We start from the raw sequence: 20912 nt of genomic DNA on the forward strand, positions 1-20912 counted from the left end.
AAGCGGTGCGGACCGAGGCGGCGCTCGCGCGGATCCTCGCCGAGCGGATTCTTGTGCTCGACGGGGCCATGGGAACGCTGATCCAGTCGCTCCGCCTGGGCGAAGAGGATTTCCGCGGCGACGCCTTCGCCGATCATCCCCTCGACCTCGAGGGTTGCAACGACGTTCTCTCCCTCACCCGCCCCGACGTCATCGAGGAGATCCACCTCGCGTACCTCGAGGCGGGCGCGGACGTCGTCGAGACCAATTCGTTCACCGCGACCGGGATCTCTCTTTCGGACTACGGTCTCGAGGGGCACGCGCGCGCCATCAACCGCGCGGCGGCGGAGGTGGCGGTGCGCGCGGCGCGGGCCGCGACGCGACGCACTCCGGACCGGCCCCGGTTCGCGGCGGGCTCCGTCGGGCCCACGAACCGGACCGCGTCGATCTCCCCGGACGTGAACGATCCGGGCTTCCGGGCGGTGAACTTCGACGGGTTCGTGGCGTCGTACGCGGAGGAGGTGCGCGGGCTCCTCGACGGCGGCGTCGACCTCCTGCTGGTCGAGACCGCCTTCGACACGCTGAACCTCAAGGCGGCGCTGTTCGCGGTGGAGCAGGTCTTCGAGGAGCGCGGCGCGAGGGTCCCCGTGATGGCCTCGTTCACCATCACCGACCGTAGCGGACGCACCCTCTCCGGCCAGACGGTCGAGGCGGCGTGGATCTCCGTCTCGAGCGCTCCGCTCCTCTCCGTGGGGCTCAACTGCGCGCTCGGCCCCGAGCAGATGCGTCCGTACCTCGAGGAGCTCCAGAGGGTCACGCCCCTCTACGTCAGCTGCCACCCGAACGCGGGCCTCCCCAACGAGTTCGGCGGGTACGACGAGACGCCGCAGAGGATGGCCGCGGTGCTCCGCGAATACGCCCTCGAGGGCTGGCTGAACGTGGTGGGCGGGTGCTGCGGGACCACGCCGGAGCACGTCCGCGCCATCGCGGACGCGGTGCGGGGGATCCCTCCCCGCCGGCGCGCCGAGCCGCGGCGCGCGACGTTCCTCTCCGGCCTCGAGCCGCTCGCCGTCCGCCCCGAGTCCAACTTCATCGTGATCGGCGAGCGCACCAACGTCGCCGGCTCGCGGCGATTCGCCAGGCTGATCCGCGCCGGGGACTACGAGGGCGCTCTCGACGTCGCGCGGGAGCAGGTGAGAGGCGGCGCGAACATCCTCGACGTGAACATGGACGAGGGACTGCTCGACGCCGAGAAGGCGATGACCGCGTTCCTCAGCCTCGTGGCGTCGGAGCCGGAGATCGCGCGCCTGCCCATCATGGTCGACTCCTCCCGGTTCTCGGTGATCGAGGCCGGCCTGAAGTGCCTACAGGGGAAGGGGCTCGTCAACTCCATCAGCCTGAAGGAAGGCGAGGAAGCGTTCCGCAAGCACGCCCGCCGCATCCGCCGGTACGGCGCGGCGGTGGTCGTGATGGCGTTCGACGAGGAGGGGCAGGCCGTCACCGCCGACCACAAGGTCGCCGTCGCCGAACGCGCTTACCGGATTCTCACCGCGGAGATCGGGTTCCCGCCGGAGGACGTCGTGTTCGACCCGGCGGTCCTCACGGTCGCCACCGGGATCGAGGAGCACGACACCTACGCCCTCGCGTTCTTCGAGGCGACCCGCCGGATCAAGGCGCGCTTCCCGGCGTGCCGGGTGTCGGGCGGCGTCAGCAACGTCTCGTTCGCCTTCCGGGGGAACGACGCGGTCCGCGAGGCGATGCACGCGGCGTTCCTCTACCACGCCATTCGCGCCGGGATGGACATGGGAATCGTCAACGCCGGGCAGCTGGCCGTCTACGACGAGATTCCCAAGGACCTCCTGGAGCGCGTGGAGGACGTCCTCCTGAACCGCCGTCCCGACGCCACCGAGCGGCTCGTCGCGCTCGCCGAGTCGGTGAAGGGGGGGGAGAAGGCGCCGGAACGGGACGAGGCCTGGCGGCGCGGCACCGTCGAGGAGCGCCTCTCCCACGCGCTCGTCCAGGGGATCGCGGACCACGTCGAGCAGGACGTGGAGGAGGCGCGCCTCGCCTCCCGGAGGCCGCTCGACGTGATCGAGGGTCCGCTCATGGCCGGAATGGGTGTGGTGGGCGACCTCTTCGGTGCGGGGAAGATGTTCCTGCCCCAGGTGGTCAAGAGCGCCCGGGTCATGAAGAAGGCGGTGGCCTGCCTGCTGCCGTACATGGAGGCGGAGCGCCGCGCCGGAGGGGAGGGCGCCGCCGCGCGGAAGAAGATCGTGATGGCCACGGTGAAGGGGGACGTCCACGACATCGGCAAGAACATCGTCGGCGTGGTCCTGGCCTGCAACAACTACGACGTGCTGGACCTCGGCGTGATGGCGCCGGCGGAAAGGATCCTGGGGAAGGCTCGGGAGGAGGGAGCGGACTGCATCGGCCTCTCGGGGCTCATCACCCCGTCCCTCGACGAGATGGTCCACGTCGCGCGGGAGATGGAGCGGCGCGGGCTCGCGCTCCCCCTCCTGATCGGCGGCGCGACCACGAGCCCGAAGCACACCGCGGTCAGGATCGCTCCCGAATACTCCGGCCCGGTGGTCCACGTGAAGGACGCGTCCCGCGCCGCGGACGTCGTCGGCTCGCTCCTCAACGCCGAGCAGCGAGGGACGTTCGTCGAGCGGGTCCGGGGGGAGCAGGAGGCCGCGCGCCAGGCGTTCGCGAAGCGCGAGGAGACGCCTCTCGTCCCGTATGCCGCCGCGGCCGCCCGCGGGCCCGCGCTCGGGTGGGACCGGTCGGCGATCGCGGAGCCCTCGTTCGTCGGCACCCTCGTCCTCGACGATGTACCGCTCGGGGAGCTGGTCCCTTACATCGACTGGACCCCGTTCTTCCACGCCTGGGAGCTGAAGGGCGTCTACCCGCGGATCCTGGACGACCCGAGGTTCGGCGCGGCGGCGCGGGAGCTTCACGTCGCCGCCCGGAAGCTCCTCGACCGGATCGTCGACGCCCGTTCGCTCCGCGCCCGCGGGGTCTGGGGGTTCTTCCCGGCGAACTCCGACGGCGACGACGTCGTCGTGTTCGAGGATCCCTCGCGCTCCCGCGAGCGCCTGCGGCTCCACATGCTGCGGCAGCAGCATTTGGCGGCCGACGGGAAGCCGTTCCTGAGTCTCGCGGACTTCGTCGCCCCGTTGTCGTCCGGCCTCCCCGACCACGTGGGCGCCTTCGCCGTCACCGCGGGGGTCGGGATCGAGCCCCTCGTCGAGAGCTTCGAGCGCGATCACGACGACTACCAGGCGATCATGACCAAGGCGCTCGCCGACCGGCTCGCCGAGGCGTTCGCGGAGATGCTGCACGCCCGCGCCCGGCGCGAGTGGGGGTACGGAAGGGACGAGAGCTTCGTGACGGAGGACCTGCTCAAGGAGCGGTACCGCGGGATCCGCCCCGCCCCCGGGTACCCCGCGTGCCCCGACCACTCCGAGAAGGCCGCTCTGTGGAGGCTCCTCGATGCCGAGCGCGCGACGGGCATCCGCCTGACCGAGACCTTCGCCATGCACCCCGCGGCCTCGGTGAGCGGCCTCTACCTCGCCCACCCCGACGCCCGCTACTTCAGCGTGGGGAGGATCGGCCACGATCAGCTGGCGAGCTACGCCGCGCGCAAGGGAGTCACGGTCGAGGAAGCGTCGAGGTGGCTGGCGCAGAACCTGGCGGACGAACCGGGCTCGTAGGCGGGCGCGATCAGCCCGTGACGTCCGTCGGCTCGCACTGCACGTCGGTCTTGACCGAGCTGGCGATGAAGCACTGCTCGTGGGCCTCGCGGTGCATCGCTTCGTGCCGGGACGGCGACGGCCGATGCTCCCCGTCGAACGTCACGGCGGGTCGCAGCGTGACCCGGGTCACCGCGAGCTTGCCGTCGGCATCCCGCGCCACGATCCCGCTCGCCTCGTCGCGGTACCTCTCGACCACGAACCCGTTCCTCGCCGCGATCGAGAGGAACCAGAGCATGTGGCAGCTGGACAGTGCCGCGACGAACGCCTCCTCCGGGCCGACGGCGGCCGCGACCGACATCGGGACCGGAACGACCTCAGGGGAAGCCGACGCCGGGACCTCGAGCCCGCCGTCGAAGCTCCAGCGGTGTTCCCGGCTGTACCGGTTGTCCGTGAACGCGGCCTTGTCGCGTTGCCAGGAGATCACGGCCGTGTAGCGGCTCATCCCGTGGCTCCGTCGTCTCGCGGAATGCGAGCGGAATCCGTCCCGACGATCTTGCCACCAACCTGCGGGCGCGCAAGGGAACGGGACCCGGACGTCACGTCGTCCGCCACGGCTCGGGATCCATGGGCGACTCTTGCAGCATTCCCCGCGCGGCGGGAGCGGAAGAACCGACGAGCCCGGCGCCGCGCCCCCCGGTGAGCGCGGGCGCCGGATCGTCGGGACTTCCCCGAGGCCAGGTATCAGGGACCTCCGGCGCCGCCGTCACACCAGCGCGGATTCTCGGCGCACAGCGCGCACTGCGTGATCGCGAGCCGGCAGACCCTCTCTTGCCTTTCGTCTTTCTGCGGCGAAACGATGATTCTCATCGCTGCCTCCTTCCCTCGCCCCGGCGTGATAAGCGGCCACTCTTGGCCGCGATCCCCGTCGGCGGGCTCCGCGGTACCGGGAACGCGCGGCGCGCGCCTCATGGGGCGAAGCTGTCCCGACAGGGTACGCCACCCGAGCGGGAATGGGAACACCTCAGGGATGCGCTGCCGCGTTGGGCCGCGGCTCCGCCTTCCGTCGCCACTCCGCCGCTTTCTCCGGTCGACCGAGCTTGTCGTAGACCTCGGCCAGGGACCCGCGGACGTCCGTGACCCTCGGGTTGTCGGCACCGAAGATCCTGGTCAGGAGCGACTCGGCTTCGACCAGCACCGGCTCCGCCTCGCTCGGACGTCCCCGATCCATGAGGCACGCTCCCAGGGAGCGGAGGGCGAGCCCCAGGGTGGGCGTGTCGGGGGGCGCGAACTTCCGGCTGAGCTCCACGGTGCGATTCAGGAACGCCTCCTGCTCCACGCACCGTCCGGTCTTGGCGTAGAAGGTCGCGAGGTTCGACATCGAGATGAGCGTCGTGAGGGTCTCGGCGCCGAAGATGCGACGGGAGGCTTCGTACGCCTCCCGGTAGAGCGGCTCCGCTTGGGCCGTGTTCCCCAGGCGGCGCTCGACCATGGCGAGGTTGTTGACGTAGTTGAGCGTTTCCTTGTGCTCGTTGCCCAGGACGCGGCGGGCGCGGGCGAGCGCGTCGCCGGTGACGCGCTCGGCATCCTTGAGCCGGCCCTGCTCGAGGTAGACCTGGCCGAGATTGTTGAGGGTCCCGAGGACGATCGGCGCGTCGTCCGTTCCGGACTTCTTCCGCTCCAGATCGAGCAGCCGAAGGTAGGTCTTCTCCGCCTCCTCGAGGCGCCCCTGGTCCCCCGCGACCATCGCGGAGGTGTTCATCGCCGACAGCGTGACGTCGGCGTCCTCGCCGAGCCCCCGCGCGGCCACCTCGACGACCGGCCGGATCAGCTTGTCGGCCTCGTCGACGGCGCCGATGTTCGGGTGCTTGAGGCGCGCCAGGGCCTCGGACTCCCGCTGGAACATCCGGACCCGGTGCTCGTCCACGAACTGACCGCCGCGGACGACCTTGAGAGCGACGATGCGCCGGGGGGAGGCCTGCTCGGCCTCGTACACGGTCCCCATGCCGCCCTCGCCCAGGAGACCGAGGATTCGGTACGCGCCGATCGAAGCCGGGAGCGGACGTGCCGCCTGCGCCGGGAGCGGTCCGACGCCGAAGCCCGTCTTCGTTAACTGCGGATCGTCGGGGGTGTCGGCAGGACGGTCGCTCATCGGGGAGGAATCATAAGCTGGCCGGGCGCGCGGCACCACGACTCCCTGGCCCTCTTCGAGAAACGCGTGCGCGCGTACCGGGGGATCGGCCACGCCAGCAACGAGACGATGTTCCCGGACGGTCCGCCGCACGATGAGGCGGGCGTGGCGGCGACTCGAGCGTCGCCTCGGCACCGTCGACGGCGACGTCCGGGGCGGAGCCGATAGCGGCCGAGGAGCACCCGAAGCCGAGCGGTGGCGTCGCCACGCCGACGATGGACTTGACAGGTCGATCCCCATCAGAATGGGGCTTGGGATTTCGTGTAAAACGCCGTGGAGGACGGTGCGCGTGAAACGCGACGTTCGCATCATCGCGTTACTCGTCCTGGCCGTAGGGATCGTCTATGCGCAGGTCGGCCACCACGAGTTCGGCCAGTCGGACGACGCGGAGTACGTCACCCAGAACCCACACGTCCGGGCGGGCCTCACGTGGGAAGGCGTCCGGTGGGCGTTCACGACCGGCGCAGCCGGCAACTGGCATCCCGTGACGTGGCTCTCCCACATGCTCGACAGCCAGCTCTTCGGTGTCGAAGGCCGCGTCCTGGGAATCGCGAGCGCGGGCTGGCACCACCTCGTGAGCGCTGTCCTCCACGCGCTCAACGCCGCCCTTCTCTATCTCGTCTTCCGCCGGATGACGGGCGCCCCCTGGCGGAGCGCCGTCGTGGCGGGGCTCTTCGCGCTGCATCCGGCGCACGTGGAATCGGTGGCGTGGGCGGCGGAGCGCAAGGACGTCCTGAGCGCCTTCTTCGGGATCCTCGCGATCGGGGCGTACGCGTGGTATGCGCGCCGGCCGGGAATTCCGCGGTACCTGGCGGTCGTGCTCCTCACGATCCTCGGGGTCATGGCCAAGCCGATGCTCGTGACGCTGCCGCTGTTGCTCCTCCTCATGGATGTGTGGCCGCTCGAGCGCTTGCGGGAGCCGACGGCGCGCGACGTGGCGAGGTTGCTCCTCGAGAAGCTCCCGCTCCTCGTGCTCGCGATCGCGTCGAGCCTCGTCACCCTAAGGGTGCAGCGGAGCGCGGGGATGATGGCGCCGGCCGGGTCGCTTCCGCTCCTGCTCCGTTTCGAGAACGCTCTCGTGTCGTACGTCGCCTATGTCAGGACGGCCGTCTGGCCGACCGGTCTGAGCGCGTTCTACCCGTACCCGTACGAGATTCCTCTGTGGAAGGGAACGGGTGCGGCCGTGTTGCTCCTGGCGGCGACGGCGCTGGTGCTCCGGACGCGGCGCCGGTACCTCGCCGTGGGGTGGCTCTGGTACGTCGGAATGCTCGTGCCGGTCATCGGCATCGTGCCGGTGGGGCTCCAGTCGATGGCCGATCGGTACACGTATCTCCCGTTCGTCGGCCTGTTCGTGATGGCGGTCTGGGGTGCGGCGGAGCTGGCGCCGCGGTGGCGCGTCGGACCGAGCGTTCTCGCCGCGGTGGCGTGCGCGACCCTCCTGGGCTGCATCTCGCTCGCGCACCGCCAGGCCGGGTACTGGCGCGATCCCGTGACCCTCTACGCCCATGCCGCGGAGGTGACTCCGAACAACGAGTACGTGCGGAACGTGTTGGCCCGCGCGCTCGCGGCGCAGAAGGAGAAGGAGAGCCTGGAGGGTCTGCGCGACGCTCTGCGCGGTCATCCGCGGGATGCCCACGACCACATCGAGCTCGGTCGCGCCCACCTGGGCCTGGGGCAGGTGGACGAGGCCGTCGCGCAGTTCGAGAAGGCGATCGAGATCGACCCCGGGTCGGTGGAGGGCCACGGCAATCTGGCCGTCGCTCTGGCGAGCCGGCGCGATTACGAAGGCGCGGCACACCAGCTTCGCGAAGTCCTGCGCCTCGATGCCGGGAGCTTCGACGCGCGCTTCCATCTGGCGGGCATCCTCGAGGCGACGGGGAAGAGAGAGGAAGCCGCCGGCGAGTACCGCAAGGCGCTGGAGATCGCCCCGGGGGATTTCCGCGCGCGGAGCAATCTCGCGACGGTCCTACTGGAGGACGGACGGCTCGAGGAAGCCATCGCGGAATACCGCGAGGCCCTCAAGACGCGCCCGGAGTCGGCAACCCTCTGCTTCAACCTCGCGCAGGCCCTTGAGCGGGCGGAGCACTACGACGAGGCGATCGCGCGCTACCGGGACGCCCTGCGCCTGGACCCCCGGGACACGAACAGCGGCGGGCACTTGGCGGCGCTCCTGGCCCGGGAAGGCCGGTTCGCCGAGGCCGCCGCCACCGCGGAGGCCGCGGCAAGGGCCGCCACGGAGAGCGGGGCTCGAGAATCCGCCGGCGAGCTGCGACGGCGCGCGAACCGGTACCGCGCGGGACGACAACCCTAGCCCGGGTTGTTCTCGAACCGGGAGCACGCCTCGGACCAGGGTGTTTCCTGTCTCCCCCGCCGCTCACAGATGCAAGTCAGCATCACGGTTCATCGGAGCGCGTCGAGCAAGCTCGACACGCGACGATGAAGCAGCGACCCATCGAACCCAAGAACCAAGGCGCGATAGCCTCGGTCAATCATGCTCTTCACGTCTTCCACGCTTCGTGCGACACCACCAGCGGCGACCTGGCTCCGCAGAATGCCTGCCTCTGCTCTGGCCATCGCCGCCACCACGTCGGGGTGCTCGGTTTCTCCGGGATGGCCCATGCTCATGGCAAGGTCACCTGGGCCAATGAACGCGAGGTCCACGCCGGGAATTGTTTTGCGGAGGTTTGATGTCCCCCGAGCCACCGACCCAGCGCGCCGTGTCGCCTGGGTGACAGCTTCAGCTTGCGCTTCTTCCTCGCCCGCTCCGCGGGGGCCAGCTCAGCACCGTTCGTGAGCGTGACGAGACGGCCCTCCCCAACGACAGCCAGCGGGCCATCCGGCATCGGCCGGCGATCACGTCCTTGGCAGGCGGGGGGGCTTCTCGCGCGTGCCCTTCCAGTCGTCGAACAGAGCCTTCAACTCCTCGACGGTCACGCCGCCGTGGTCGTCCCCGGAGTCCCAACGCTCCATGAGGGCCTTGTAGCGGTCGCGGAGGACGCCCTTGGGCAGGAACTTGCCCTGGAACTTCTCCAGGACCCCGAGCCGGGGATCGGCGGGCGGCCTGGGCGAAGGCGGCGGCGGAGCCTTCGGCGCCGCGGCGGCGGGCGCCTCGGCCGGTGCCTTGGCCTTCTTCTCTCTCTTCTCTTTCGCTTCGGCCTTCTGCTTCGCTTCGGCTGCCATCACGATCACCCAACCTCTCTCCCCTGTGCAACTCGGCCGAGATCCGCGGACCCATCGGGTGCGTCTCGGCGTCCCAATGCAGGGCCATCACCATAACCGACGCGCCGGCGCCTTGGCAAGAACGGCTCCCCGCGCGTGAGAGCGTGCCATCGCTCTCCCATAACAAGGTGTTCGCATTCTCCTGAGGGACGAGACGGGAACGCGACGGCAGCTACAGCGGGAAGTATCCCATTGGCATGAGCGCGTCCGTAGCTGATTCGTGGATGGATCGCGAGAGTTCGTATTCCGGCGGTCTGGCTCCCCAGGGCAATTGCAAAGCACAACCAATCGTCCCGCGATGCCTCCGCCCTCTTGTTCCGCGCCGCCCTCGCGTGCGCTCACGCCGCGACGGCGTGCCAACCCTTCTCGTCCGCCTCGACGCCCAGCCGGAACAGAACGGCAGATTCCTCGTCGATCGCCTTCAGCATCTCGAGCGAGTAGTCCTGGACCGGAACCTGATTGACGATCATGAGCCGGAGGAGCCGATCTGCGGCGGCGCCGATCCCCAGGTTGCTGTTCTCCCAGCGAGACACGGTTTCGGGCGTCACGCCCATGTGAGCCGCGAAATCGACGCCGGACCAGCCCAACCACTTCCGCAGGAATCGAATCTCCGCGGGCGTCAGCGGTGCCGGCTTCGTGACGACCGCCCCGGCGATCGTGCGGTGGAGCTCCTCGATTCGAGGGATCTCCACTTCGAACGCGCCGCACTTCGGACACCGCGCCACCAGGACTCCGACGAGCGTCACGTTCGGAAGTCCGGAGGCGGTGTAATGGAAGTTCTCCCGCACCGTCGTCGTCGGCCCGCCGCACTCCTCGCAGGTCATGGCCGTTCCCTCCATGCCGTCACGATCGCCAACTTCGAGTCGGATCGGAACGCGACCACGACGCAGATGCGCGCGGTTCTGACCCGATAACGCCAAGTGCCCCGCTCAAGTTCGGCCGGTTCCTCCCAGCCGCCCCGCAAGACGTTGGTGCAATCCACCATCGTAAGGCCGTCCTTCTCCATCTCGTCCAACTCATGGCCAGATGGAACCACCACCCCCGCGTCGAGGACCGACCGTATCCTCTTCTTGGCTTCCAGCGGATCGAAGGGCTCCATCGATCCATTCACCCATAAATCATGGCTTGATTATAAGTCAATGTCAAGGCTGCTCTGAATCGGGTGATCCACCGGTGACCTGGCATTCGGACCAAGATCCAGTTCTTCAGTGACTTAGCGTACTCTGGACCTCTGGCTCGGGGAGACGTGATGGAAGCAGACCCGTCGGGCCGTCGGTTCCAGTGCTGTCGGTTCCCGCTGCCGAAACGCTGGCGCCGGTGCGTCCGCTCCGCGGCAGTCCACGCCGTCTCGATGGCGAACGTCGTCTTCGCCATCACGCGCAGCCACGCCGAGAATCATTTCAACGCCCGGGTGCGGCTCCACGCCGAGAATGACCGCCTCCGATGCGAGATCGCCCTGCTTCGAGAGGAGCTGCGAATCAAGGACCATCGAATGGAGCAGATCCCGCCCCAGCGCCGTCCACACTACCCGCCGACCGAGCGGCTCGCGGTCCTCGAACTGCGCGCCGCCCGTGGTTGGTCTCTCGCCCAGACTGCTCGACGCCTTCTCGTCACCCCGCTCACCGTCGCGACCTGGAACAGGCGGCTCGACGAGGAGGGCCCGCACGCGCTCGTTCAGGTGCGCGAACCCGTCAATCGATTCCCGGACTTCGTCGGATACCTCGTGCGGCGCCTTCGCGTCCTTCTCCCTTCGATGGGAACGCGTCGGAACGCCCGGGTCCTCGCCCGCGCCGGTCTCCATCTCGGAGCGACCACCGTACGCCGGATGCTCCATCCACCCGATCGTCAGAGACCCTCTGCCGAGCGTGTTCCGCCATTTCGCGCCGTGACGTCGAAGCGACCGGATCATGTGTGGCACGCGGACCTCACGACCGTGCCGACCTCCCTCGGCTTCTGGGTCTCGTGGATGCCTCTTGCCTTCCCACAGCGCTGGCCGTTCTGCTGGTGGGTCGCCGTGGCCGTCGACCACTTCTCCCGGCGCGTGGCAGGAGTCGCCGTCTTCAAAGGCCCGCCAACGGCCGCCGCCGTCATGAAGTTCCTCGACCGCACCCTTAAGAAGAAAGGCTCCACACCGCGCCACCTCATCACCGACCAGGGCGTGCAGTTCCTCGCCGCCGAGTTCCGGGCGTGGTGCCGGCGGCGCGGAATCGCCCAGCGTTTCGGCGCCATTGGGAAGTACGGCAGCCTTGCGGTGATCGAGCGGTTCATCCGGACGATGAAGACGGAGTGCACCCGCCGACTTCACGTCGTCCCGTACCGGCCGGCGGCGATCCGGCGCGAACTGGCACTGTACGTGGACTGGTACAATGCGGAGCGGCCGCACTCCCGATTGGCCGGCAGAACTCCCGACGAGATCTACTTCGGGAAGTTCCCGATCTCCTGGCGACCACGCTTCGAACCGCGAACGCGCTGGCCGCGACGATCGCCGTGCGCGATGCCTCACGCGTTGGTACGAGGGCGGCCTGGAACCGTCGTCGAACTCGACGTCGCGTATCGCGCCGGTCGCCGGCATCTCCCGATCATCTCGCTGAAGCGAGCCGCGTAAACGACTGCGGTTCCGGCGCCTGCAGGCCGATGGGCAAGTGTATCGCCGACCAGCGCCAACGCCTTTCGGAGGCGCGTCGGCACACGATCCGCCGCGGCCGTCGCGCGAAGCTGGCTTGCTGCGGTCTTCATTCAGCCCGCGAAATCGCTGGAATCTTTCGCGATGCTCTCGCTGGCGCACTACACCTCGATATTCCAATGCCGGTAACGCCGAAGCCTTAGGGCCGCTCGCAACTCCTTAATGCCGAACCCGACATCCCGTTGGTCGGCTTCCGTAAGGGCGGGCGAACTGAGAACTGCAGGTATCACCTCTGGAACCAACCGGAGGAGTCCGGCGACGAGAGACTCGGAGGTCGCCTGCAGCTCTTCGGAAAGCTGTCCCCAGAAGTAATCCGCGTCCCGCCCCATCGGGTACGGGTCCTCCGCCGGAACCGCCGCAAGACGCTCTCCAGCCTCGGTGAAGAACTCCGACGCCTGCTCTCCGAGGATTCGCAACTGATCTTGCACTTCTTCTGGTCTCATCCGCACCCTCCGAACGGGCCCCGAGCTTCCCTTGCCGCTCCAACCGCTCTTGCTTCGTGCTCTCTAGGTCCGTGTCCCGGCTCGCCGCGGCGACACATCATCGTCCCGCTTACCGCCGCACCATTTATGACCCCGTATCGCCCGCGAAAGCGGTCTGGCCTCGGCCGTCGCCTGACGCCGATCATAGGCGGAAACCGCACGAAGAACGATCCACCGTCACGCGTGCCCCGCGTCCCGCGAAGCAGCGAGGCACGGCGAGCCGGGCTCCTTGCTTACTTATCTCGCCGATCGCTTACGCTCGTTGGCGCAGGCTCGTCCCTGCCTGTCCGAGGAAGGCGGACGACGAAGAACGTGTCGTCTTTCGACCTCTCGAAATTCAGGACCGTCAGCTCGCTTACTGCGAGCCCTTGAAAGCCTCGGACGTCCCAGGTGATCGTGAGCGCGGTGTCCGCGGGGAGCTTTGAGCTGTCAAGCTCGTACCGACCGCGTTGATCCGTCTGAACTTCGAGAATCGGCGTCGCGGCGCTGAGGTGACCTCCCTTCCATACCCGGACCTTCGCACCAGCCAGCGGCTTGTCGCATTCCCTTGCATAACCCCCGAGCCGACGCTCCTCACCTTCGCACACCAACCCTCGACCCAGGTGGGCCAACGGCCCGCGATTCGCCGTCTGCTCGGGCGTCGCAGCGTTCAGGGGCAATGCCAAGCCAATCAATAGCGACACTAGTGCCCGTCTTTGCAGCATCGCAACCGCTCCTTTTCGACGAACGGCCACTCGGTCCATCGCATCGTACCGTGGCTTCCGGTTTCCAACGATCCCGCCTGCCCTGGCCCCCGCGAAGCAGCGAGGCGCGGCGAGCCGGCCCCACGGGCCCATGTCCTCGGGCTAGAGTGTTACCTATCTCCCCGACCGCTCATCTTCACCCTACTGAAGGCAAGTGTGTGAATAGGCTCGTGAGGCCCTGATGCTCGATGAAAAAGCGAAGTTGGAACAACTTCAGGACGGCTCTCAGGTCTCGCCACTCTGACAGCAGAGACTCCGATCCCGTGAAGATTTCCTTGGCTTCTTGAAGACTGGCGCTCAAGTACTCTCTCGCACTCATCGAGTTGATCTCTTCCTCGAGGGCGCGGATGATCTTCTCAAACTCGCCTTTGTCAAGCCACACGCCTCGACACAAGGTGCAGTAGTCGGCGGTGATTGGGGTATCGCCGTAGTGGACCTGAACGAGGCTGGAGTGACAATCTGGGCATTCGAGCTTTCGGGTGCCAACTCGGAACCGATCGGCGTGCCGCCAAATCTCGAAGTCCAGCCAAATGAGGTCATGATCTTCTTTGTCTTTTGCGAGTCGGAGTTCTTCGTCTTGGAACCAGATGCCATTGCATTTAGGGCATTCGTCGATGCGGACGGAGCCGAGGGAAGTCTCCGTCAGTGGAATACGGCAGCTTGGGCAATCTCGCTTCATCGAGGTACCTCCGCGACGATCGTGAGCGCCATTGTCGACCATAGGCTGCTGGACGTGCTGGCGCGGGGCGTGCGCAGGCAACGGCCGTGACCGGGTGGACCGGCAGCTTGATGGCCGTGTTAGCTGGCCCCGTACCACTCGGAGCGCGCCGACCGGTACGGTTCGTCACCTTGTCAGCCTCATTTTCGACTCGCGCCGATGACCGTGAGCTTGTCGGGACCATCCACCCTGTAGGACAACTCGAACGTTTGACCGAGCTTGCTCAGGATGTCCTTGAGCGCCAGTTTCCTGAACGATACGTCGTGTTTCGAATCACCATTCACGGTGCCTTCGTAGGCGATGCTGAAACCTGCCTTCCGGGCGATCTCGTCATAAGCTTGCCTGATCGTCACCTGCGTCAACTCGATCGAGATCGGAAGATTCGCGGTTCGAAGATAGTCCAGCTCGGATTGGACGGTGCCCCGACGAATCAACGCTTCACTCCGTGGCTCTTGCCCCACGGCAACGGTGAACAGCACGAGTAGCCCGAGGAGCAGCATAGTGATCCTTGATGAACTCCTCAGTTCGGTGTTCATTCTCTTTCCCCCCTGGCAATTGTCATGCGCGACTCGGACCTCTTCCTTGTCCAGCTGGCGATCGCGCTGATCTGCAGGCCGGCCTGGCGCGGGCCGCGCGCTTCGTATCACCATGCCGTGGCTCGCCCTGTGGCTTCGAAGGCGTGTCCCGGTGATTCCCTCGGCGACGCTGCCGCTGCCTGAGCATGCGCCGGTTGGCATGGAACGGGGATGCCTCTGGCTCTCCGCCAGCGCCGAGAGCGAGAGAGCCCCCGTGACACGCGGGGTCGCCGTAAGCCATTGTCTCGGCAGAGACCCCGCCGCCGGAGAGCGCGAAGCGTTGTTGTGGACTGAAAAGGTCGCGAGTTTCGCGGGGGTTTCGGCGAGAAGGCTTGAGATTCCGTGCCGGGCTGTTCACCAAAACCCTGGGGTTTGTAATTCGGTGGTCTGGCTCCCGAGCCCGGCCTCGAACCCCCGACCGGTGGTTAACAGCCCAGGGTGACGGGACCCTCGCAAGCCGTTCCAAGGTGAGTTCTCCAATCGAGCTTACGGATGAGCAGTCAGGGCTCAAAGAAAACCACATCCGGCATCGGGTAGTGCCGCCGGTTGAGCGTCCACAGATTGAGGCCCGTCGTGGCCGCCGCGGCGGCGACGAGCGCGTCCGCGATCTCGACGCCGTGGGACCGCGAATAGCGCGCGAGGTAGCCGCCCGCGCGGCGCCCCGCCTTGGCGTCGATCACGACGTCGCCCCTCGCGGCGAGGAACGCTTCCGTGAGCGCTTCCTCCCCCCGCCGGATCCCGGCGAGGATCTCGGACCACGTGACGGCAGAGCAATAGGTGGGGACGCCGGCGGCTTCCAGCGCACGGAGCTTCCCCACGATCACCGCCTTGCCGCGGAGCACCTCGATCACGACGTCCGAGTCGAGGAGGACCCCGACTACGGACGGCGCCGCCGGGCTCGGCGCGTATCCCGCCTTAGCCGCCTCACGTACCCTGCGGTGTCGCCCAGATCTGTGCGGTCCTTCCATAGTCCCTCGATGGCTCGGAGGGTGGCGAGCCGATCATCGGCGCCGCCAGGGCCGTAAGCGCGCGCCAGGGCGTCTCGGACCAGCTCCGAGAGGGACCTACCCTGTTTCCGCGCGAGGGCGGACAGCCTCGCGTGGATCGCCGCGTCCAGGTAGAGCTGCGTTCGGACCATGTAATGTATATACATCGCCACACGATCCAGGTCAATTGCGGTGCCGAGGACCGCGGCGAGTGCCCTCCTTCCGTTGACCCGCCGCGGCAACTCCCCTATAACGCTCCTGGAGAAACATCGATGTCATTCCACTCCCGGAGGCTTCTCGCTCTCATGGCTTTGACGACTGTCTCGGCGCTCTCGACCGGCTGCGGCTCCACCCCCAAGCCCGCGGACCTAGTCCTCCTCCACGGCAACGTGGTCACGCTGGACCCCGCGCGACCGCGCGCGCAGGCGCTCGCGACAAGGGGGGACACGATCGCGGCGGTCGGGTCGGACCACGAGATCGGGAAGCTCATCGGCCCCAAGACCAGGGTGATCGACCTCCAGGGGCGCCTTACGATCCCGGGGTTCATCGAGGGACACGCCCACTTCGTGAGCCTCGGCCAATCGAAGCGGATCCTCGACCTCCACACCGCCAGGAACTGGGACGAGATCGTGGCGCGAGTCGAGGCCGCGGCGCGGACCGCCCCACCGGGAGCGTGGATCCTCGGACGAGGCTGGCACCAGGAGAAGTGGGTCTCCCGTCCCTCGCCCTCCGTCTCGGGCTACCCGGTTCGCGACGCTCTGGACCGGGTGGCGGCGGGGCACCCGGTTCGTCTCCGCCACGCCAGCGGCCACGCGTCCATCGTCAACGCGCTCGCTCTCGAGCGCGCCGGGATCGGCCCCGAAACACCGGACCCGCCGGGAGGGACGATCCTGAAGGGCCGGTCGGGCCGGCCCACCGGGGTGCTGATCGAGGCGGCGGACGACGCGGTCCAGCGCGCGGTCGACGCGGATCGCGCGCGGCTGCCGGCCGCCGAGGTGGACGCCGAGCTGCGGCACGACGTGGAACTGGCCACCGACGAGTGCCTCTCGAAAGGGATCACGACGTTCCACGACGCGGGCGAGGATCTCAAGACCGTGGACGGTTTTCGGAACATGGCGGTGGCAGGAGAGCTCAGGATCCGGCTGTACGTCATGCTGTCCGACGGCGACGACGTCATCGCGCCTCGTCTCGCGGAGGGGCCGCTCCTCGAGCTCGGCCGCCGGCACCTCACGGTCCGCGCGATCAAGCGGTACATGGATGGCGCCCTCGGCTCCCACGGTGCGTGGATGCTCGCTCCTTACGCCGATCTTCCGGGAGACCGCGGCTTGCCGGCGCAGCCCGTCGAGCGCCTCGAGGCGACGGCCCGTCTCGCCGCGGAGCACGGCTTCCAGCTCTGCGTCCACGCCATCGGGGACCGCGGGAACCACGAGGTGCTCGACGTCTACGAGCGGACGTTCCGGGCGTTCCCCGCCCTCAAGGACGCCCGCTTCAGGGTGGAGCACGCGCAGCACCTCGACCCCGCCGACATTCCCCGATTCGCGCACCTCGGCGTGATCGCCGCGATGCAGGGGATTCACTGCACCTCCGACGGGCCCTGGGTCGTCGAGCGGATCGGCGAGGATCGGGCGCGGACCGGCGCGTACGCCTGGCGCCGCCTCCTCGATTCCGGCGCCGTCGTCGTCAACGGCACCGACGCGCCCGTGGAGGACGTCGATCCGATCGCGTGCTTCCACGCCTCGGTGACCCGGAAGATGAAGGACGGCGCCGCGTTCTTCGCGGAGCAGAGGATGACCCGCGAAGAAGCGCTTCGATCCTACACGGCGAGCGGCGCATATGCCGGGTTCGAGGAAGGGATCAAGGGGACGCTGACGCCGGGCAAGCTCGCCGACGTCGTGGTCCTCTCCCGGGACATCCTGGCCGTGACGGACGACGAGGTCCTCGAGGCGCGGGTGCTCTGGACGATCGTGGGGGGCGGGATCGCCTTCCGCGCCGAGGAGGCGCGCTGACGCGCGGCGCGTTCGGCCGGGCTATCATGCAACGCGTGAGACTCCTTTCGGTCGGCGGAGCCTTCTTCGCCCTCCTGCTCGGCGCGCCGGTCGCGGACGCCGCGGACCGCGCGGCGGCGAGCCTCCCCCCCGTGGCGCTGCACCGGGAGGCGCCGTCGATTCCTCCGGAGGCCGCCGGCTCGGGCGCGGCGCCGGCGGTCACGGTGCGCGTGAGGATCGACGGGAGGGGCCGACCGTCGTCGGTGGAGACGCTCCGCATCGATCCGTCGGGGCCGTTCGACGACGCGTTCCTGAGGGCGACGCGGGAGGCGATCGCGAAATGGCGATTCGCCCCGGCGCTCCGGAACGGCCGCGCCGCCGAGGCGACCCTCGAATGGACGGTCCAGTTCAAGGCGCTGTCCGCCGAGCCCGGCGCGCCTCTCGACCGAGCACTTCGAGATCGTCACCGACGCCGCGTCGCCGCGGATCCCGGCGCGGATCGGGGCGCAGCTCGAGGGCGCCTACGCCACCCTATCGCGCATGTTCCACGACGCGATCCCGGAGGAGGCGGCCCCGGATCGCATCCTCACGTTCGTGTTCGCGAGGCACGCGTCGTTCGGCGCCTTCGCCACGGAAGACCCCCGCTCCCCCGGCTCGGGCGGCGGCGGGTTCTACGATCCGGCGGGGCTGCTGGCGTTCCACCTTGAGGTCCGCGGCGGGGCCGAGGCGCTGGACCGGGTCGTCCGCGTCGAGGCGACGCACGCGTACCTGCACGCCCATGTCACGCGCCCCGGCGTCACGCTCCCCCCGTGGCTCGAAGAGGGGCTCGCGGAGTACGTCGCGACGTCCGACGTCGAGAACGGTCGGATCATCCCCCGCGCTTCACCGCGCCGCCGGGCGACGGGCCGGGCCTCGCACGCGAGGAGCCTGGGGGAGCCGCCGCGGGCGGACGCGGCCCAGGTCGCGAGCGCCGTAAGGAGCGGCAACGCGATTCCGCTCGACCGGCTCCTCGACGCGCGGCCCGAGGAGCTCCTGGGGGAGCCGGCGCGGCTGTTTCCCGCGCAGTCGTGGCTGTGGGTCCACTTCCTCCGCCACGGCAAGCCGGAGTGGCAGGACGGAGCGTTTCCCAGCCTCGTCCTCTACATGGCGGAGGGCTACCCGCCCGCGGACGTGTTCCCGGCAGTTTACGGTTCTTCGGCAGCGGGGCTCGCCGCCGGCTTCCGGGAGTACGCGAAGCGGTTCTGAATCACCGCCCGGGCCCGGCGAGCCGCAACTCGCGGTCCGCCTGGTCCGGCTCGCCGAGGCTTCGGTAGCAGTCGGAGAGCGAGGCGTGCGCTTCCGACAGCGCGGGGCGCAACGCGAGCGCGCGGCGGAGCGGCGCCACGGCTTCCCCGAACCGCTGGAGCTTCAGCAGCGCCTCGCCCAGGTACAGAAAGGTCTCCGGTCGATCGGGCTTGAGGGCTCCCGCCCGCTCGAAGGCCTCCCTCGCCTCCTCCCAGCGATCGAGGCGGAGCGCGGCCACGCCGAGGTCGAACCAGGCGATCTCCAGAGCAGGCGACGCCTCGACCGCCCGGGCCAGCACGCCCACGGCCGCGGGGGCGTTGCCGGAGAGGAGCAGCGTCGCTCCCGCTTCGAAGAGAGCGGCGGGATCGCGGACGCGGTCGAGACGCTCGGTCTCCGAGGCCGCGAGCGCCACCCGCTCGTCGGGGGTCGCGAAGAGGGTCCTGAGCGCATCCGCGGCCTCGTCGTTGCCGGGATCCTCGCGCACCGCTTCGCGAAACGCAGCCTCCGCGTCGAGGTCCTTCCCGTCGTCCCAGAGCACCCACGCGCGGGCGACCGAGACCCGGCCCGCGGCCTCCTTGCCCGCGGGGTCCGCTTCGAGCGCGACGGTTGCCTGCTTCGCTTCGTCGAGCTTTCGGAGCGCGGCCAGCGACCTCCCGATGGCCTCTCTGAGGACGGGGGAGCCCCCGTAGCGCGACTCGATCCCTCGGTAGATCGCGAGCGCGTCCTCGCGGCGTCCGAGCTCCTCCGCGAGCCGCGCCCGCTTCAATTCGGTGGACGCCGAGGGGCGAGCCGCGTCGAGGCGCGCGAGGACCAGAAGCTCCGCCTCCCGGTCGGGAAGCCTCGCCAGGACGGAGGCCAGCGCTTCGAGAAGGTCGGGGTCGGCGGGGGTCCGGGCCAGGCGCGCCTCGAGGGCGCCCCGCAGCGCCGCGCGGTCGGCGGGAGACGCGGCGGGGTCTTCCGCGACGCGGAGCAGGGCGGAGGTCGGTAGGAGCCCTCCGGGGGCCTTGAGCCGCGTGAGGACGGCGGCGCGAGCGCCGCCGATCTCGCCGGCATCGAGCATCGTCCGGTCCGGGAATTCCAGGAGGGCCAGCGCCGGCAGGATCTCGTTCGGATAGTCCTTCGCGGCCCGGCGAATCAGAGTGAGCTCCTTCGCCGCGTTCCCCTGCCCCGCGGCGATCCGCGCCTCGCGCAGCACCCGCACGCACCCCGCCGCGGGCAGCCCGCCGGGCGCGGCCGCGGCGGGCACCAGGAGGGCGGCAGCGAGGAACCCCGGTCCGAGGCGCATCTTCTCTCCCAAGCGGTTCCGGAAGGGAGCCGATTATACGGCGAGCGGCTACAATCATCCGCCGTCCCCGGGGGGGTCATGGCCGGCTGGAGCCTCGTCCTCTTCAAGATACTCTCCCTGCTCCCCGTGATCGGGATCGGCTGGGTCGCGGCGCGGCGAGGCTGGCTCGCGGGCGGCGCCGTCTCCTCGATGAGCCGCCTCGCGGTGGACGTGGCGCTTCCCGCGCTGACCTTCACCCAGCTCGTGCGCACCGTGTCGCGGGACTCGATCCTCGCGAGCGGGCTCCTCCCGGTCGCGGGTGCCGCGCTGTTCCTCCTGGGCGCGGCCGCCGGCTTCGCGGTCGCTCCGTTCTTCTGCGACAGGGCAACGCGCCCGACCTTCGTGTTCCTGGTGGCCCTGGCGAACTCGATCTACCTCCCGCTCCCGATCGCGCAGGCGCTGTACGGAGGCGAGGGCGTCCGGACGGTCCTGCTGTGCGAGGTGGGAACTCGCGTCGCGGTCTTCAGCGTCGGTCTCGCGATCCTGATCGGCCGGAAGCCGGATGCGCGGTCCGTCCGCGAGATCCTGGTCCATCCGGGCCTTCTCTCCGCCCTCGCGGGGATCGCGGCGCCGCTTCTGTTCCCGGGACTGCGCGCGCTGCCCGACCTCGACCCGCGAGGAGCGGCTCCCGCGGCGATGGCGGGCTACGCCTCGTTCCAGGCCCTCGATCTGGCGGGCGCCCTCACCATCCCCCTGGCGCTCCTGGTGACCGGGGCGAAGCTCGAGGAGGTCACGCGCGGCGGCGCGGCTCTGAAGCGCGCGACGTGGGGGGTCCTCCTCGCGCGGCTCCTCGCGGCGCCGGCCGCCGTCGCCGCGCTGCTCTTCCTTGCGCAGGCCGCCGGGGCGAAGCTCGACGAGGTGCCCCGCCGGGTGGTCTTCCTGGTGGCGTGCATGCCGGTCGCGGTGAACTGCGGGGTCTTCACCGAGAGGTACGGCGGCGACTCGACGCTCGCGGCCCGCTCCACCTTCGCCAGCACGCTGCTCGGGGTGCTCACGATCCCCCTGCTCTTCTTCGCCGCCCAGCGGCTGGGCCTCTGACGCCCGTCAAGCG

Annotated in this window: 18 protein-coding genes; 6 read left to right on the plus strand and 12 right to left on the minus strand. The window is 69.2% G+C overall.

What is annotated here, in order from left to right:
* Positions 1–5: 5 nt before the first annotated feature.
* A complete protein-coding gene (metH, locus tag LAO51_00935) occupies positions 6–3692 on the plus strand; it encodes a methionine synthase (protein ID MBZ5637300.1) in 3687 nt (1228 codons plus the stop codon).
* Between the two features lie 10 nt (positions 3693–3702).
* Here the strand turns inward: metH and LAO51_00940 are convergent, their stop codons facing one another.
* Together LAO51_00940 and LAO51_00945 are read right to left on the minus strand one after the other, a co-directional pair.
* Positions 3703–4176, minus strand: coding sequence for an OsmC family protein (locus LAO51_00940; GenBank protein ID MBZ5637301.1), 474 nt, complete (start codon positions 4174–4176; stop codon positions 3703–3705).
* A gap of 519 nt (positions 4177–4695) precedes the next feature.
* Positions 4696–5823, minus strand: coding sequence for a tetratricopeptide repeat protein (locus LAO51_00945; GenBank protein ID MBZ5637302.1), 1128 nt, complete (start codon positions 5821–5823; stop codon positions 4696–4698).
* 328 nt (positions 5824–6151) lie between these two features.
* Here LAO51_00945 and LAO51_00950 point away from each other — a divergent pair, with 328 nt between their 5' ends.
* Complete coding sequence (locus tag LAO51_00950; protein ID MBZ5637303.1) at positions 6152–8173, plus strand: tetratricopeptide repeat protein; 2022 nt, start codon at positions 6152–6154, stop codon at positions 8171–8173.
* Between the two features lie 89 nt (positions 8174–8262).
* On the opposite strand, the gene LAO51_00955 is transcribed toward LAO51_00950, so the two are convergent.
* From LAO51_00955 to LAO51_00970, 4 genes are all read right to left on the minus strand, one after another.
* Positions 8263–8523, minus strand: a complete 261-nt coding sequence (locus LAO51_00955; GenBank protein ID MBZ5637304.1) for a hypothetical protein — start codon at positions 8521–8523, stop codon at positions 8263–8265.
* 192 nt (positions 8524–8715) lie between these two features.
* Positions 8716–9051 carry a hypothetical protein gene (locus LAO51_00960; GenBank protein MBZ5637305.1) on the minus strand — a complete coding sequence of 112 codons (336 nt, stop codon included), beginning with the start codon at positions 9049–9051 and terminating at the stop codon, positions 8716–8718.
* 368 nt (positions 9052–9419) lie between these two features.
* Positions 9420–9905 (minus strand): helix-turn-helix domain-containing protein, encoded by a 486-nt coding sequence (locus LAO51_00965; GenBank protein ID MBZ5637306.1) that lies wholly within the window; start codon positions 9903–9905, stop codon positions 9420–9422.
* Complete coding sequence (locus LAO51_00970; protein MBZ5637307.1) at positions 9902–10180, minus strand: hypothetical protein; 279 nt, start codon at positions 10178–10180, stop codon at positions 9902–9904. The genes LAO51_00965 and LAO51_00970 overlap by 4 nt, the downstream gene beginning before the upstream one ends.
* Positions 10181–10330: 150 nt before the next feature.
* Here LAO51_00970 and LAO51_00975 point away from each other — a divergent pair, with 150 nt between their 5' ends.
* On the plus strand, positions 10331–11686 hold the full coding sequence (locus LAO51_00975; GenBank protein MBZ5637308.1) for a DDE-type integrase/transposase/recombinase: 1356 nt from the start codon (positions 10331–10333) through the stop codon (positions 11684–11686).
* 179 nt (positions 11687–11865) lie between these two features.
* On the opposite strand, the gene LAO51_00980 is transcribed toward LAO51_00975, so the two are convergent.
* The 5 genes from LAO51_00980 to LAO51_01000 form a co-directional block, all read right to left on the minus strand.
* On the minus strand, positions 11866–12207 hold the full coding sequence (locus tag LAO51_00980) for a hypothetical protein (GenBank protein ID MBZ5637309.1): 342 nt from the start codon (positions 12205–12207) through the stop codon (positions 11866–11868).
* A 918-nt stretch (positions 12208–13125) separates the two neighbouring features.
* A complete protein-coding gene (locus LAO51_00985; GenBank protein ID MBZ5637310.1) occupies positions 13126–13668 on the minus strand; it encodes a zf-TFIIB domain-containing protein in 543 nt (180 codons plus the stop codon).
* A gap of 179 nt (positions 13669–13847) precedes the next feature.
* Positions 13848–14243 (minus strand): hypothetical protein, encoded by a 396-nt coding sequence (locus tag LAO51_00990; GenBank protein MBZ5637311.1) that lies wholly within the window; start codon positions 14241–14243, stop codon positions 13848–13850.
* 539 nt (positions 14244–14782) lie between these two features.
* Complete coding sequence (locus tag LAO51_00995; protein MBZ5637312.1) at positions 14783–15133, minus strand: PIN domain-containing protein; 351 nt, start codon at positions 15131–15133, stop codon at positions 14783–14785.
* A 26-nt stretch (positions 15134–15159) separates the two neighbouring features.
* The gene (locus LAO51_01000) at positions 15160–15435 is read right to left on the minus strand and encodes a ribbon-helix-helix domain-containing protein (protein MBZ5637313.1); all 276 of its coding nucleotides are present in this window, start codon (positions 15433–15435) and stop codon (positions 15160–15162) included.
* 138 nt (positions 15436–15573) lie between these two features.
* On the opposite strand from LAO51_01000, the gene LAO51_01005 reads away from it, so the two are divergent.
* Both LAO51_01005 and LAO51_01010 read left to right on the plus strand, forming a co-directional pair.
* Positions 15574–17274 carry an amidohydrolase gene (locus LAO51_01005; GenBank protein ID MBZ5637314.1) on the plus strand — a complete coding sequence of 567 codons (1701 nt, stop codon included), beginning with the start codon at positions 15574–15576 and terminating at the stop codon, positions 17272–17274.
* A 26-nt stretch (positions 17275–17300) separates the two neighbouring features.
* Complete coding sequence (locus tag LAO51_01010; protein MBZ5637315.1) at positions 17301–17960, plus strand: energy transducer TonB; 660 nt, start codon at positions 17301–17303, stop codon at positions 17958–17960.
* A 539-nt stretch (positions 17961–18499) separates the two neighbouring features.
* Here LAO51_01010 and LAO51_01015 read toward each other — a convergent pair.
* Entirely contained in the window at positions 18500–19822 is a 1323-nt protein-coding gene (locus LAO51_01015; GenBank protein ID MBZ5637316.1) for a tetratricopeptide repeat protein, read from the minus strand.
* 78 nt (positions 19823–19900) lie between these two features.
* On the opposite strand from LAO51_01015, the gene LAO51_01020 reads away from it, so the two are divergent.
* A complete protein-coding gene (locus LAO51_01020) occupies positions 19901–20899 on the plus strand; it encodes an AEC family transporter (GenBank protein ID MBZ5637317.1) in 999 nt (332 codons plus the stop codon).
* The last annotated feature ends 13 nt before the right edge of the window (positions 20900–20912 follow it).

The organism is Terriglobia bacterium, from assembly GCA_020073205.1.
In the GTDB taxonomy this organism is placed as follows: Bacteria; Acidobacteriota; Polarisedimenticolia; order Polarisedimenticolales; family JAIQFR01; genus JAIQFR01.

Bases quoted from the DNA above. Each gene is read 5' to 3' on its own strand.
- LAO51_00940 (MBZ5637301.1), bottom strand. From the start codon at position 4,176: ATGAGCCGCTACACGGCCGTGATCTCCTGGCAACGCGACAAGGCCGCG.
- LAO51_00945 (MBZ5637302.1), bottom strand. From the start codon at position 5,823: ATGAGCGACCGTCCTGCCGACACCCCCGACGATCCGCAGTTAACGAAG.
- LAO51_00965 (MBZ5637306.1), bottom strand. From the start codon at position 9,905: ATGACCTGCGAGGAGTGCGGCGGGCCGACGACGACGGTGCGGGAGAAC.
- LAO51_00970 (MBZ5637307.1), bottom strand. From the start codon at position 10,180: ATGGAGCCCTTCGATCCGCTGGAAGCCAAGAAGAGGATACGGTCGGTC.
- LAO51_00975 (MBZ5637308.1), top strand. From the start codon at position 10,331: ATGGAAGCAGACCCGTCGGGCCGTCGGTTCCAGTGCTGTCGGTTCCCG.
- LAO51_00980 (MBZ5637309.1), bottom strand. From the start codon at position 12,207: ATGAGACCAGAAGAAGTGCAAGATCAGTTGCGAATCCTCGGAGAGCAG.
- LAO51_00985 (MBZ5637310.1), bottom strand. From the start codon at position 13,668: ATGAAGCGAGATTGCCCAAGCTGCCGTATTCCACTGACGGAGACTTCC.
- LAO51_00990 (MBZ5637311.1), bottom strand. From the start codon at position 14,243: ATGAACACCGAACTGAGGAGTTCATCAAGGATCACTATGCTGCTCCTC.
- LAO51_01000 (MBZ5637313.1), bottom strand. From the start codon at position 15,435: ATGTATATACATTACATGGTCCGAACGCAGCTCTACCTGGACGCGGCG.
- LAO51_01005 (MBZ5637314.1), top strand. From the start codon at position 15,574: ATGGCTTTGACGACTGTCTCGGCGCTCTCGACCGGCTGCGGCTCCACC.
- LAO51_01010 (MBZ5637315.1), top strand. From the start codon at position 17,301: ATGCAACGCGTGAGACTCCTTTCGGTCGGCGGAGCCTTCTTCGCCCTC.
- LAO51_01015 (MBZ5637316.1), bottom strand. From the start codon at position 19,822: ATGCGCCTCGGACCGGGGTTCCTCGCTGCCGCCCTCCTGGTGCCCGCC.
- LAO51_01020 (MBZ5637317.1), top strand. From the start codon at position 19,901: ATGGCCGGCTGGAGCCTCGTCCTCTTCAAGATACTCTCCCTGCTCCCC.